Source organism: Croceicoccus hydrothermalis, assembly GCF_022378335.1.
Classification (GTDB): Bacteria; Pseudomonadota; Alphaproteobacteria; order Sphingomonadales; family Sphingomonadaceae; genus Croceicoccus; species Croceicoccus hydrothermalis.
Map to the genome: position 1 here is coordinate 1 of NZ_JAIQCI010000006.1, position 14,290 is coordinate 14,290.

At 61.6% G+C, this 14,290-nt stretch carries 7 protein-coding genes and 1 pseudogene; 1 reads left to right on the top strand and 7 read right to left on the bottom strand.

The window, feature by feature from the left end; genetic code table 11:
• Positions 1-171: 171 nt before the first annotated feature.
• The gene (locus K4G67_RS05485; protein WP_239805385.1) at positions 172-2,208 is read left to right on the top strand and encodes a CHAT domain-containing protein; all 2,037 of its coding nucleotides are present in this window, start codon (positions 172-174) and stop codon (positions 2,206-2,208) included.
• 919 nt (positions 2,209-3,127) lie between these two features.
• On the opposite strand, the gene K4G67_RS05490 is transcribed toward K4G67_RS05485, so the two are convergent.
• From K4G67_RS05490 to K4G67_RS05520, 7 genes and pseudogenes are all read right to left on the bottom strand, one after another.
• The gene (locus K4G67_RS05490; RefSeq protein WP_420829996.1) at positions 3,128-3,334 is read right to left on the bottom strand and encodes a YrhK family protein; all 207 of its coding nucleotides are present in this window, start codon (positions 3,332-3,334) and stop codon (positions 3,128-3,130) included.
• Between the two features lie 136 nt (positions 3,335-3,470).
• Positions 3,471-4,556 carry a CNNM domain-containing protein gene (locus K4G67_RS05495; protein WP_239805386.1) on the bottom strand — a complete coding sequence of 362 codons (1,086 nt, stop codon included), beginning with the start codon at positions 4,554-4,556 and terminating at the stop codon, positions 3,471-3,473.
• Positions 4,557-4,622: 66 nt separating this feature from the next.
• Positions 4,623-5,645: pseudogene (locus tag K4G67_RS05500) on the bottom strand (family 8 glycosyl hydrolase).
• Between the two features lie 64 nt (positions 5,646-5,709).
• A complete protein-coding gene (locus tag K4G67_RS05505; protein ID WP_275588765.1) occupies positions 5,710-6,864 on the bottom strand; it encodes a cellulose synthase subunit BcsC-related outer membrane protein in 1,155 nt (384 codons plus the stop codon).
• Positions 6,762-9,107, bottom strand: a complete 2,346-nt coding sequence (locus K4G67_RS05510) for a tetratricopeptide repeat protein (protein ID WP_239805387.1) — start codon at positions 9,105-9,107, stop codon at positions 6,762-6,764. The genes K4G67_RS05505 and K4G67_RS05510 overlap by 103 nt, the downstream gene beginning before the upstream one ends.
• Complete coding sequence (bcsA, locus tag K4G67_RS05515; RefSeq protein WP_239805388.1) at positions 9,104-13,591, bottom strand: UDP-forming cellulose synthase catalytic subunit; 4,488 nt, start codon at positions 13,589-13,591, stop codon at positions 9,104-9,106. The genes K4G67_RS05510 and bcsA overlap by 4 nt, the downstream gene beginning before the upstream one ends.
• On the bottom strand, positions 13,588-14,280 hold the full coding sequence (locus K4G67_RS05520) for a cellulose synthase operon protein YhjQ/BcsQ (RefSeq protein WP_338026401.1): 693 nt from the start codon (positions 14,278-14,280) through the stop codon (positions 13,588-13,590). Before K4G67_RS05520 ends, bcsA begins: the two co-directional genes overlap by 4 nt.
• Positions 14,281-14,290 lie beyond the last annotated feature (10 nt).

A 14,290-nucleotide genomic window follows, 5' to 3' on the forward strand; every position in this document is an offset into this window, starting at 1 on the left:
CTTAGACACCCAGTTCCTAATTCAGATCAGAGGCTTAGGCCACTCCCGTTAACCCTTTAGGACCGGTTTGGTGAATACGACGGGCTAGTCGCCTTGCCGCCGAATCTTCTTTATCCAAGTCTTCCACGACCTATCCGACTTGCACTACATGCCGCTGGACAAAGTTCATGGATGGTGACCCCGGTGTCACTTCCGTCGCTTGTCAAAGTCGATGGCCCAGCCATACTGGAGAGGCCGTTCCTCGTCGTTGCCACGGCGACCAATGATGATACCGATACAGTCGCAACCTGGGCGGCGTCGTTACCGGTACCGATCTTGCAAGTTGCACTCGGTCCCCACAACGGCGCGATATCGTCGGCAGAACTGAACCAAACCCGACTTCAGCATCATGTTCTGGAAGTACTTGACGCCCTCGTCGACCATTTCTCTTCCGAGCCGGTCGACCGACTGAGGAAGATCGTGGAGACATGGAACGAGCGCGAAATCGTTGCCCCGAATTATGACCTCGTCTCACACTTGATTACTTTGCCAAATGTGTTGTCGCTGGCGGCAGGTGGGATTGCCGGGACCGATGAACCTCAATCTGACGAGCGCTGGACGGGGCGCGATGAGGCGGCTTACGTTACCGAGATCGTTAAGTCCTATGACGCCGTCCAGGCGCTACGCGATGACATTCCTTTTCAACCGCTACACCGTGTCGCCCCAGCCCAGCCCGACGTGCTTGTCGTCGCGCCAGCCCTTTACCAGGTCGGATGGTCGAGGCTAGCATCGACGGCCCCGACGGAGCAGCGCTCGGCGGTCCGAAACTTGTTAAACGGCTTCGAGCGACAGGCGGGGTTTCGTAGAAATTACGGAACTAAGGAGGCGCTTCGAGCCAGTCCGATTGCCGCACGCTTGCTGCGCGAGCGGATTGGGGAACTAACGTTGTTCGCGATCGCGGTCGGGATTCGGGCAGCGTCAACTCTCAGCGCGGTGGTTCGCGTACCTCCTGCTGTCAACCGTGCTCGCGGTCTGCTCGGCCAGCTTGGGCGGCTCGCTCGATCGCAACAGCTGCGCAATCGCACTGATCTGGAGAAGACGTTCGCGAGCGTTCAATCGCATCTTAAGAAGGCCGTCGGACCAGACCTCCTGCGGTGCATCGACGAGGCCGCTCATGGCGTGAAGCTCATAAGCGACGCACCTCTCGAATGGCTTCCGATCGGTGATCTTCCACTCGGCTTGGCTCATGTCACGTCTCGCCTGACATCAACCCCCGGCGATTTGCTGATGGGTCAGCTGCTCGATACCGACACCATCAGCATCCCGGTCGAAGCTTTCCGGGAAATTTTAGTGGTCTCGTCCTACACCAAAGATGATCGAATTGGCGGCTTGGTGCAGAAGTCGATCGAGCAAATGGCGCCGGCTTGGTCGCGCGACCGCCTAAACATTAAGGTCGTCGACGTCGCGAATGTTGATGACCTTGTTGCAGCGTTCAATGCGTTCAGCGGCCCACTCGCGATCTTCGACGGACATGGCAAGCACGAAGGCAACACTAACGTCGGCTATCTGATGATCGGCGAGACTCCGGTTGATATCTGGAGTCTGCGCAATGTTATGCGCATCCCGCCAATCGTCATGCTAAGTGCGTGCGACACTCAGTCTCTCGGCGGTTCCCACGCGACGGCCGCCAACGGGTTCCTGTCTATCGGTGCCCGCACCGTGCTTGGAACCCTGCTGCCAATCGATGCGGTTGACGCCGCAGTGTTGGTAGCGCGCATGATGCTCAGAATTGCAGAGTTCGCGCCGGCCGCGATCCGGCAGTATGGTCGCGGTATTCTCTGGTCAGAGATGGTCACAGGCTTGCTCAGAATGACCGTGCTAAGCGACTTGATCATGGACCTTCTGGCTAAAAATCTGATCAACGAAGAGCAATATCATCGCATTGGAACCTATGGAAATTGCTTGATCAACGCGCCCGATCCCGAGTGGCTTGATCGGATCAAGCAGGCAGTGATCCGAGAAACGGGTATGCGTCCGGGGGAACTCGATCGCCGTGTCCGCTCGATCATCGCGAAGTCAGATGCGATACGCTATTGCCAACTCGGGAATCCCGAGACGATCGTCATCGGAGATGCCGGCGATGTCGCGGAGGCATTGCTAAAAAAAAGTCCCGATGATGAAGACGGCCAACGTTTGGTCGGAGTGACCGCGAGGCGAGATGCAACCTAGAATGATCGCGACGATCCGCGGTACCAATAAGCCCTATTGCTGCGGTCCCGGTACCGATCAGAAGCTTCCTGTTACACTTTCCAATTGAATCGAAATCGCCAACGCGAACTGCAGCGAAATAGCTCTTCCCAGACGCTAAGCGTGGGAGTGAACGAACGTTCGCTTTCAGTCTCGCGCGGAGATAGTCTGGATGACCGAGTTGGGGCGCAAAACTGACGTGGACCACGTGAAATCAATCGGGCCTGAGACGAACTAGACTTTGATTCCAAATCATTCTCGCAATGTGCCACAAATTGTGCCACAGATTGTGCCACACGCTTCAACCTGAAGCGTTGAAACAGCTATATTCTGCGCGTTTGCAGTCGCGATCGAAAAAAGGTCGGGTATCCTCTCTCCCCAACCCGCTCGACGCCTTTTGCGACACATTCTCACCCATTTTAAAAATTTCGCGTTCGATGGTTCATCAATCCGACGACCAATGTGCTTGCGTTCGTTCCACGAGAAACACAGCAGTTCCGTAAATTTTGAGGGAGAATCCGAGGGGGTATAAGCCGGGGTATATTTTTGATTCGCCCATAAAATGATGTTTTAGTTCAAAGATATATATATACAGATCGAAACCCACCGCTTCCGCCACATGCCACCGGTGGTATGCCGACCGAAATGGAACGGCAGATTTCCGGTTCTTTGCGATACCATGGCCTTACAAACCGGGATTGGCCGCTTTATCGTGCCGGAGTCGCCGCGACGGCGCCATCGCGTTTGGCGGTGCGCTTTTTTCGCATCGTCATCGGCCGATTTCGAAGTATTGCACCCGAACCAGATGGCGGCGCCTACAATCCTGACACGTTACATCGCGAACACCGATTTTTGGAAGGCGGTCCTTGCGCGCGGGCAGGCGTGAACGGGTTACGTATGGCTACTCATCGTCATAAAGTTTCACGGCCAGGCTCCCCAGCGCGCCCACCAGCATCAATGCCGATCCGACGATGAAGCACCAGACGGCCAAACGCTGAAACTGTTCGAATTGCGGGAGAAAGAGCACGCTTCCGATCACGAAGGTCGCATTGCCAAGCACGCCGAGCCCGGTGTGTATCCAGCCATAATCCCGGACAAGCGTTTTCAACAAGGGCATCATACTATCCGGTCCGATCAGGACGGTGCGGCCAAGTCCGTCTCCCGCAACGACGCGCGAGAAGGCCCGCCCCCGTCACCATGATGCGGCGCGATGGCGGCCCGCGTCCCCGTGCCCGATAATTAAGTCACCCGCCCGTGGCATCATCGCCCGGCAGTGTTGCGTTTTCGCGCGCCGGCCGCGATGCGGATGCCCTGCGCCGTGCGAGTTCGCGTGCATATTCCTGAAGATCGGCGATTTCATCAAGCTCGTCGACGATCTCGAACCCGAAGATCGTTTCCAGCACATCTTCCAGCGTGACCAACCCCAGAAACGTGCCATATTCGTCGACCACCGCGAGAATATGGTGGTGATCGGATATCATACGGCGAAAAAGACGGTCCACCGTCACCTCGTCCAGCACGCCGGGCAGCGGGCGGATGAGCGGTTGGACATCCTGTGTCGGCGGGTCGTCGGACAGGCTGGCGAATACCTCATGCTTGATCACGAAACCGCAGATATTGTCCGGCTTTTCGACAAAAAGAGGAATGCGCGTATAGGGAACGTCCCGTATCCTCGTCGCGAGTTCGGACAGAGGGAGGTCCACAGGAAGGCTCGACACGACGATCCGGGGGGTCATGACGTCGGCGCTCTTGACCCGGTGGAGTTGCAGCATGTTCTGAACAAAGCGCACCTCGCTGCTCTCGATCTGACCCGATGCATGGCCAAGGCTCGCAAGCGCCAGCAATTCGTCACGATGATGCGGCATTTCGGCCGGGCGCCCGCGCGTGATCGCCTTCGTCAATTGCCGCGATGCCCATACCAGCGGCGCCAGAACCAGGATCAGGATGGGAAGCAGCCAGGCGGTAAAGGGCGCAAGCCTCGGCGCGTAGCGTGCGCCGATGGTCTTGGGAATGATCTCCGTCACGATCAGCACGGCAAGGGTCAGCGCGCCCGCGAACACCGCCTCGCTCCCCGCGCCGTAAAGTTTCGCATATTGCGCGCCGGCGCCCGCCGCCCCCATCGTATGCGCCACGGTATTGAGCGTCAGGATCGCGGCGAGCGGACGCTCCACATCGTCCTTCAGCTTTTTCAGCTTCACCGCCCAGCCCGCGCCATGATCCTGCGCCGAACGGATCGTGGACGGCGTGATCGTGAGCAAGGACGCCTCGAGAAGCGAGCACAAAAACGACACGACGAGCGCAAGCGCGACGTAGAAGATCAACAAGGTCATGACGCCCACCTACAAGACGAAAGGCCAAAGCGCTATCGCACAGGCATTGTCGCCGCACGCGCACGCCTACCGGCTGGTGCGGTCCAATCCCGACGCCATCATCGCAAGCACCGCATCATAATAATCCGCGTCGCCGCGCACACGCGGAAGGGCCGTCCCGGTCGCGGCGGCGACGATCGCGGAAAGCCCGGGGCCCGCCGCATAATCCGCGAACGCGCCGGTTTCGACATTCACCCACGCCGGGATCGGCCGCTTCGCCGCGATCAGTCCGGACCAGAATTCGATCACTGGCCGGACAAGCCCGTCACGCCCGCTCATCATGGCGTAAAGGGGCACGCGAATCGCGTCATAGCCAAAACGCGGTTCGTGATTTTGGGCCGGGCTCATCGTTCCATCGGCGGCAAGATCGACCCAGTCGGCCGGAAGGTCATGAGATCCGAACCGAGCCGACGTGACGAATGCGGTGCCGTCGCGGATGACGTCCTGCCACCCCTCATCGGGCGCGGCATCTGCGAAGGATTCGAGCGCGGACCAGACTTAATAGGCGGGGTTGAGTTTGACCCTTTCGTCGAACCGGAACCCTTCGATCCCGGGAAGCAGCACGGTCATTCCCGCGTATGGGATGGTCAGCAGCCGCAGGATCGCGGCGCGGATCCGCTCCGCCTCCATGGCATAGGGGGGATGGTCGAACGCATCGGCCCCCAACTGCAATCCCCATGCAATCAGGATGTCGCCATCCGTCGCATTGTTGGGATCGTCGACGGGCGGCGTTGCCGACGGGACATATCGCCAGGAAAACAGCGCATCCGTGCGCCGCTGAAGATTGCTTTTCGTCCATCTCCAAATCTGTTCGAAAGCAGGCCGGTCACCGTTCTGAGCGGCGAGGACCATGGCATATCCCTGCCCCTCGGTATGGCTGATGTTGTTGTTGCCCGTGTCGACTATGCGCCCCGTCGGATCCATGAAACGGCTCTTGAACCCGGCCCATTCGGGGGAAAGCGTCATGCCATAAGGGGAACGGGGTCCGGCGCAGGACGCCATGACGACCGCGCCCGACGCGATGCAGAACGATCGTCGGTTGAGTTTCATGCGTGTCGTCCTGAACGCCGTTTGATGTCCACAAGATGAAGCACGGCAGATTGTGGCGCGGACATCAGTTGCCCGAACCGATCTGCTGTCTCAGCCCGATTAGCGAACGGAACTCGTTATAATTGCCGAAACTGTCATACAGCACGTCGCCGGTGATACGCGTCCCCGCACTGACCGCATAGGAGCCGGTGACGCCTGCCGAAAACGCGCCGCCTGTCTTGCTCAACCTGTCGAAATATGCCCGAACGTCGGGGTTCAGCACGCGAAGCGCATCGAGTTCCGCCTGCGCGCCGCGGTCGGTCGGATAGACCGGCACGGCGTCCTGATTGAAACTTTGATAGCCCGGCGTCGCTGTCGCGGTCAGGTCGAGCCTGTCGTCGCGATAGGTATACCGAATGGGGAAGCCGATCGACAGGAACCCCTGCGGGCTGAAATAACCGCCCTGGCCGAAGGTAAAGAAATTCTGGTTGTTGTCGTATCGCTGATAATTGATGTTCGACCCAAGGGTCAGGCGCGAACGCGCGGTTTCACTCAGCAGCAGATAACCGCCCAGATTGGCTTCGTAGCTGCGATTGTCGGGCACGTTGTGCCCGTCGTAACGTGCGACGGCCAGCGTGCCGTAAAAACCATCGCCACGCTCGTCATAGGAAAAGTCGATCCCGGCGCGCAGGCGCATGACCTGCCCCCAATAGGCGCCCGTGACCGGATCGCGGGTGCCGGCAAAGGATACGATGCTGTCGGTGACCGCCTCGCGTTCAACCTCGATACCCAGCAGCGTCTCGTTGCTCAGCCGCATCTCACCGCGCGCTTTTGCGGTAATGTCCTTCTCCGGAAAACCGAGCGGCGTCGTACCGATGCGCAGCTCCGCATCGTCTTGTTCATAGGAAAGGAATGGCGCGACGCCGCTTTCCTGCTGTGTTTCGACACCGACCAGTCCGGCGGGGAGTTCATCGACGATCGCCTGAGCCTCGATCGTGGGATTGCGACCGAACCGCCCGAGAGCGGAGCCCCCGGGAACACCGGAATCCAGTACCACCGCTTCTGCGCCAAGCGCGATGCGCCCATCGGCGAGATCGGTCGAAACCTGCGCGCTGCCCCGCAGATCCTTGAGTTCGCTTAACCCCGCCTCGCCCGAACGCGAACGATAAAGCGCATCGACATCACCGCGCGGCCCGCGACCCTGTGAAAGCGTGTCGATCCGCGTATCGATGGACGCCAGAACGGGATCGCCGCTGCGATAGGGTGATTGCGCGCGCGAGGAGGAAACGGTTGGCGGCGCAAACCCTCCGGCTGGTGGATAACCGACCGATGCTTGCGCAAAATCGCCCCCTGCCGCCGCGGCGGGGGGGAATAGCCGGATGCGCCCGGCGCATAGCCTGCACCGCGCGCGCCAAATCCGCCCGTTCGCGCATTATCGGCCCTGCGGACGCTCCGGTCCGGAATGCGCGTGTCGTCGCCAAGGGCGAACGGATTGATCCGAACGGGTTCGGGCGCGGGTGCGGCATTGCGAAACGGGTTGTTCGCCATGCCGCCGTCGAACGGATTTCCGCTGGCAAGCGCGGTGCTGCCATAGCCGGTTTGCGCCTCGTACAGCGCCCGCGCGTCGAGCAGATAGCGCCGTGCACGCCCGTCATTACCAAGCGCCTGCTGCGCATCCGCCGCCGCGAGATAGACTTCGTAACTGTCGGGCGAAGACCTGCGCGCTGCATCGAATGCGCCATCCGACAATGCTGCGTCCCCCGCCTCGGCCGCGGTACGGATAAGGCCGAGCATCGCTCTTTCATTGTCGGATTCGGTGTTGAGCACGATTTGATAGGTTTGTGCCGCCCGCGCGGGCATTCCTCCCGTCTGGTAAAGCAGGCCCAGTTGAAAGAGGATTTCGCTGTCATCGGGCGCGGATTGCCATGCGGATTGCAACGTGTCGAACGCATCGGCGAACCTGCCCTGTTCGCGCATCATGTCCGCGCGCGATGCCGCCGCGATGGCATTCAACCGTTCGATCATGGCCCGCCCGCTCGGCGTGTTGTCAGCAACGCGAGAGGCAGCCTGCACCGCCTGCTGCACATCGGATAGCAAGCCCGCGCGCGCAAACGCCCGTACCACAGGTTCGTAGGATCCGGCGGCCGTCAACGGCCCGTCGAGAGCGCGGCGCGCCGCATCGACGGCCCCATCGACATCGCCCAGTTCGAGCGCAAGGCCGGCCGCCTCCGCCTGCGCACTGGCGGGTACGTTGCCCGATGCCGTCACGCCGCGCAAAAGCGCGATCGCCTCCCGCCTCTGTCCGCGGTCCATTGCCATGCGCACATCGTCGAGCCTGCGGCTGTAGGCAAGCCGCTGCGCGAACCCGGACATGAACGCGCTGCGATCGCGCTGCGCGATGCGGTCGATTATGCGCTGTGCGGCATCGCGGTTGCCGAATTCGTCGTAGAGAAGCGCCGCGGCGTAAAGCGATTGCGGATCCCCTTGCGATGAAAGCCGGTCGAGCGTCGATTCCACCTCCGCCACGCGGCCGCGTGCATCCATGAAGCGGGCAAATTCGTACCGGAGCCAGGGGTCCGTCGGATCGAGCATGATCCCGGCCAGGAATTCGCGTTCGGCCACGCCATCCGCACCCGATGCCCGCGCATCGAGCGCGCGGTTGCGCGCCGCGCGGCTGCGAAGCCGGTTCTGCTCCTCGCCCGGTGCTTCGCCGGCCTGATCGAGCACATCGGCGGCATCGCCGTAGCGCCCCTGCGCCTCGTAGACCTCGGCCAGGAGGGTTTGCGCCGCGACCGGATCCCCTTCGCCCGATCGGACCAGATTGGCCGCGACCCCTTCGGCACGCGCCGTATCGCCATCGCGCAGAAGGCTGCGCGCCTCGTTGAGCGCGGCATAATAGCGCGCCGACGACAGCGCCTCGCGCCATTGATCCGGACCGGTCAGGCGCGATGCACGTTCGAGGAGGTCGCGCGCTTCGGCAAAGCGGTCCTGCCGCAGGCGCACGATACCGAGCCCGCCCGCGGCCTGCCCATCGTTTCTGCCGCCGGAAAGAGCCGTATTGAAGCTGCGCGCAGCCGCCTCCAGATCGCCGGCTTCAAGCTGCCTGAAACCGGCGGCGCGCGCATCCGCATAGGAAGAGGAGCGTGCCGTACCGCCAGCGGTCGGTGCATTGCGGCGCACAGATGGCCCGCTGCGCCGATCATCGGTTCGCGATGCCGCCGCGTAGGGGGCCTCCGTGCTCGCCGCCGGTGCGCGCGTTTCCGACCTGCTCACCGCACGCCGCGCTTCCGCATTATCGGGGTCGAGCGCCAGAACGCGCAGATAGGCTTCGCGCGCACGGTCGGCGCGGCCACGTGCCTGCCAATAGCGTGCCTGTTCCAGCAGAGCCTCGATACCGGCGGGCTGCGCCCTGGCAATTTGCGCGGCGGGTGCCAGCGTCGCAAATGCGATCACGGCAAGGGATACGGAGCCGTAGCGCATCATTCCGCATCCTCGCTGCCGAGTCTGCTGCGCGCCTGCCGCTTCAGCAGAAGATAGATCGGCGCCGCAAGAAGAAACGCCACAAGAAGGCCGCCGATTGCAAGGATAAGCGGGTGCCCGCCAAACCAGTAGGCAATATGCATCCACCACGGCAGGCTCCCGACCCAGTAGGTCGGCCCGACAAGAAAGCTTTCGACGCTGGTGCCGTCGGCAATCGCGAGATCGCCCTGAATGCCCGCGTTGAATTTCGGCTCGGCCATGTTCGCAATCATTTCAGGAAGCTGCCCCGGATCGCTGGCGAGCACGGCAACCACGGTCCGGCCCGGGGTGAACGGCGATTCAAAGGAAAGGATGCCTTGAAAATCGGCGGCGCGGGTCGCGGCGTTCTGCGCACGCGTGTCATCCTCGCGAAATGGCCATTCACCTTCCATGACGCGTGTGAGGGCGCTCCCCCCTCTGACGGTCAAACCGCCCTCCCCGCGTGATACCGGCCCGTTTTCGAAAAGAGGATTGGCGAGCAAATCCTGCGTGTTGCCGATCGCGATGATGTCGCTGCCATCGAGATCGGCGGCGAGCGCATCCTGCACGACGCGCATTCGGGAAACGACCGCACCGGTGGAGTCGCCGAACCGCCCCATCAGCATCAGGAACGCCTCGATTTCGCTGCGCGTGGGACGGGGCGACATCACCGCCACCGTGCGCGCGAGATCGGGGTGAATGGTGAAGGGGTAGCCGGCGCTGGCGAAGCTGGCGAGATCGGGCATCCGCAGCGCGTGATAGGCACCGGACAGGTCGATCTCGCTATCGGGAAGGATGCTGGCGCGCACGTCGCCCGGTGGAGTGGCGACACATCGGCGCTTTTCGGAAAGAATGAGGTCGTAATTCATGACCAGCTCGTTCTGCCCGTAAAGGTCGTATCGCGGCAGGACCACGTCTTGCGACCTCTCACTCGACCGGGCCGCGTCGTTCCCGATGAGCGAGGACAGCCAGTTCGTGTCGGACAGCGGCAAGGTCTTCTGAAACTGTCCGTTGAGCAGAATGTCGAGCCGGGACGCGCGCCGGTCGAGCCAGCTTGCCACCGGATAGCGGTAATTCAGATCGAGCACGCCCCCGTTGCGCGGCCAGAAGAACAGATCGGGCGCCGCACGAAACCGCACGAACAGCGGGCCGGGACGAATCCCCTGTCCCTGAAGCGAGAGGGGATCGACGATCTCGGCCAGTTTGACCGGCCGGTCGGTACGGATCCACCGCGGCGCGCCATAGGCCGGGTATTGCGGAATCGTCGCCCCGGAGAGCGACATCTGCTGCCGGCTCAACGCCCCGTTTGCATTGGCAACGGCAGCGGCCGCGAATTTGAGATCGCGTTCCGTCGCTCCGCTGATGACGAGGAGCTGACCGAACGGATCGCGCGGATTGCGCATGATGCGCGCGAACGGTCCGGAAAGATTGGCGTCCACCCCCGCGACCGATCGACCTTGCCGCACGAAGACCACGGCGTTGCCGCGCGGCAGTTGCCCCAAAGCGACAGGGAAGGAAAACCTCCGGTAGCTGGAGAGTGCACCAAACCACGACGCCATGCTCGCCGCCGCTTCGATTTCGCCGGACGTGGGCGTCGCTGCGAAAACGAAGGGCAGGCGCAGCGGTTGATTTTGCGCCGGATCGAAGAACGGACGCGGCAAGCGCGACAGATCGGGATCGAAGGCGAGCTTTTGAACCGTGAGTTGCAGCGAGGAACGCCGGTTGCTGATTGCGGCCCAAAGCGCGCTGTGAAAGGGATCCTCGCAATCGCGCGTATAGTGCCCGACCAGGCGAAAGTTCATCCGGTTGTCGCCGGGCAGGAACAAGGCGGGCTCGACATCGATATCGACATATCGTCCGCCAGCGTCGCCGGGCCGAAGGCGAATGGTGCGCACGATCTCATCATTGACCAGGACGACAAGCTGGCTGAGATCGCCGAGCATCGCGGGCGACCAGTCGAGCCAGAGCCGCAGCGTGGCATCGGTTACCACCTCGTCGCGGCTGAGTCCGAAGGGAATGCCGATTTCGCCCGACACCCCTTCCAGCCGTATCACGGCGGGGATCTGAAGGTCGCGCAGGGTCAGTTCGCGGGTGATCGCCCCCCCTTCGCTCGTGCGCGCGCGCTGCTGCACGGGGTCGGTGGCCGTCGTCTGCGCCGCGGCCTGTCCCGCGCCGAGGATGAGCGCTGCACCAAGGCTCGCCACCAAAGCGAGCGCGGCGATCGCGCCGCTCATCCGGCGTGCAGGCGACCGGGCTTTCGACCGTTCGTCCGGCCCCGTATCCAAAGATGGCTGCGCAGGGGCATCCGCGTGTGCCAAGGCCGATGCGCGCTGCCAACGGGCCGCCGCCTCACTCCGTTCGCGCACGGCCCGCCGCTCGTCCGCGCGTTCGGCGAAATTCAGGCGCAGGATACGCTTGATCGTCAGGAAATCGATGACGAGAATGTCCTTCATCGCTTTCCACGCCGACTGACGCGGGAAATTATTGGCATCGATCCAGGCATCGGCCCGCCCCATGAGGCTGCGGACCAATTGCCGCGTCTGCACCATGTCCATCGTGTGGAACATCATCGTGATCTGCCCGCCTTTCATCGTCAGCATGTCGGCTGGAAGGGTGAGCGTATGATCTTCGAGCGGGAGCGAAACGTGCGTCGCCGCCCATCCCGAATGATCGGGCAGGGTATCCTGATCGAATTGCGCCGACAGCCCTCCCATCGATATCTCCTGCGAAGTCGCATCGATAAGATGCCCATTGTCGAAATGTACGGTGATCGGCAATTTGGCGGGAATGCGGATATTCCGCCGCGTCTCACGCGTTTCGCGTGCAACCGAAACGGACGCGATGAGGATGATCAGGCTGAAGCTCGCCCATGCGGTGTTCAGCGCGAACGAATCCGCCTGAATGTCGAAAAGATGGGGGAAATACGCAAGTTTCACCGCCCCCACGACAATGCCGAGCAGCACGAGCGCGATGCAGATCAGATGCGGCCGCACGATGTTGAAATCGAAATAGGTATCCTGCAACGAGCTGCCCTTGTCGGTCACGTTGAACTTGCCCTTGCGCGGCTGAAACAGGGTCGCGATCGTCGGCTTCACAAGATGGAAGGCCAGCAGCGTTTCGTAGATCTCGCTCCAGAACGGACGACGGTTGCGCCCGTGAATGATCGCACCCGACACCATCGCGCAATACAGATGTGGCAAGGCATAGGCGAAGATCAGGGATGCAGATGCCTCAATCACATTCTCGCCAAAGAAAAGATAGGCAAGCGGGCTTATCAAAAACACGATCCGGGGCACCGGAAACTGAAAATGGAGCATCGCATTGAGGTAGCAGAGCCGCTGCCGCAGGTTCAGCCCGCGACCGGTCAGCGGGTTGTCGATACGCATGATCTGCGTCATCCCGCGCGCCCAGCGAATGCGTTGCCCCACATGCAAAGCGAGCCGTTCGGTGGCCAGCCCCGCCGAAAGCCGGGTGTCGATATAGGCAGTGTTCCAGCCCATGCGTTGAAGCTTGAGCGCGGTATGCGCATCCTCGGTCACGGTTTCGCCGGCAAAACCATTCGTCTGCATCAGCGCATCGCGCCGGATTACCGCGCACGAACCGCAGAAGAACGCGGCATTCCAAAGATCATTGCCCTTTTGAACCGGGCCATAGAACAGATCCCCCTCCCCCGGCAGGTCTTCAACCGTCTGGAGATTGCGCTGAACCGGGTCGGGCGAATAGAAATGATGGGGGGTTTGCAAAAGGGCGAGCTTCGCATCGCGTTGAAACCAGCCGAGCGTTGTCTGCAGGAATGCGCGCGTGGGCACATGATCGCAATCGAATATGGCGATCAGTTCGCCCTCGGTCTTGCGCATGGCCATGTTCAGATTGCCGGCCTTGGCATGCTTGTTGTCGGCCCGCGTCAGATAGCCGCATCCCGCCTCGCGGGCGAAAGCCTGGAATTCCGGGCGCCTTCCGTCATCGAGAATATAAACCCGGAACCTGTCCGCCGGGTAGTCGATGTCCATCGCCGCGAACACCGTATTGCGCACGATGTCGAGGTCTTCGTTATAAGTCGGGACGAAGATGTCGACGGTGGGCCAGTCCTCAGGCTCTCCCCTCATCGACACGATCGGACGGTCGAGCGGATAGGCCGTTTGCAGGAAACCCAGGACGAGGATGAGGTAGGCGTAAAGCTCGGCGGCATAGAGGGTTCCGCCCAAAACCGCGCCGGTAACGCTTTCGAAATCGAGCGTCTGGGTCGTGCGCCAGAAGATGTAACGCGTCGACACCACGATGGAAAGCAAGCCAAGGGTCAGCAAAGCCTTCGCATTCTGACGGCTGGCCAGCCAGATCGCCCCCGCAACGGTCACGAAGGCGAACACCCATTGCGAACGAAGGTCGAGCGGAACCGCCACGACCAGAATGACAAGGATCGACGCGACAATTGCAAGCAGCGCATTGGCAATGGTTCGCCGGCCGGTCATCGTGCCGCCTCCTGCTCATGCACACCGGTCGCGATACGATCCATGATGCGGCTCGCAAGCTGTTCGATATCCTTCAGGGCCGGGCTCGCAGGATATGCCTTTGGCAAAGGATCGAGCTTTGCGACCGCTTCGTTGACGCATTCGTCGCGGCGAACCGACCCGATCATCAAAGGCGCGAACGCGGAATTGCACAGCATGTGAATATGGCGGGAAAGCTTGCGCGTATCGTCGCGCAGATTGAGAACGAGAGCCGTGCGCTCCAGATCGAGAAGGGGAACCCCCTGCCCGAGATGGATCAGCGCATTGAGCGCCACCGGGCCGGGATCGATCATGCATACGCGAAGGTTGGCAATGGGCAGAAGCGCATCGAGAAGCGCCATGTCGCCGGATGCCACATCGACAATGACGGCCCCGCCGCCGCGATTCCGCAGATTTTCGATTTTCGCAGCGATCTCGGTCGCTTCGCCAGGGGCATGCCCATCGCGCAGCGAAACGCCCGATACGGCGAAAGGCTCTTCCCCCGAAGCGTCGAAGCGCAACAGATCCTGGCTCGTATCGAGGCCGAAATAATAGCGTAGGGCCTTTTGCGCGGTGCAATCGATCGCGGTCGTCTCAACCCCGCGGCGAGCAAGCTCCATCGCACAAAGGGCGGCGAGAAAGCTGTTTCCAACCCCCCCCTTTCGGCGAATGAAACAGAAT

Excerpts from the sequence above, each read along its gene's own strand:
- K4G67_RS05485 (WP_239805385.1), top strand. The coding sequence starts at position 172 with ATGGTGACCCCGGTGTCACTTCCGTCGCTTGTCAAAGTCGATGGCCCA.
- K4G67_RS05495 (WP_239805386.1), bottom strand. The coding sequence starts at position 4,556 with ATGACCTTGTTGATCTTCTACGTCGCGCTTGCGCTCGTCGTGTCGTTT.
- K4G67_RS05510 (WP_239805387.1), bottom strand. The coding sequence starts at position 9,107 with ATGATGCGCTACGGCTCCGTATCCCTTGCCGTGATCGCATTTGCGACG.
- bcsA (WP_239805388.1), bottom strand. The coding sequence starts at position 13,591 with ATGACCGGCCGGCGAACCATTGCCAATGCGCTGCTTGCAATTGTCGCG.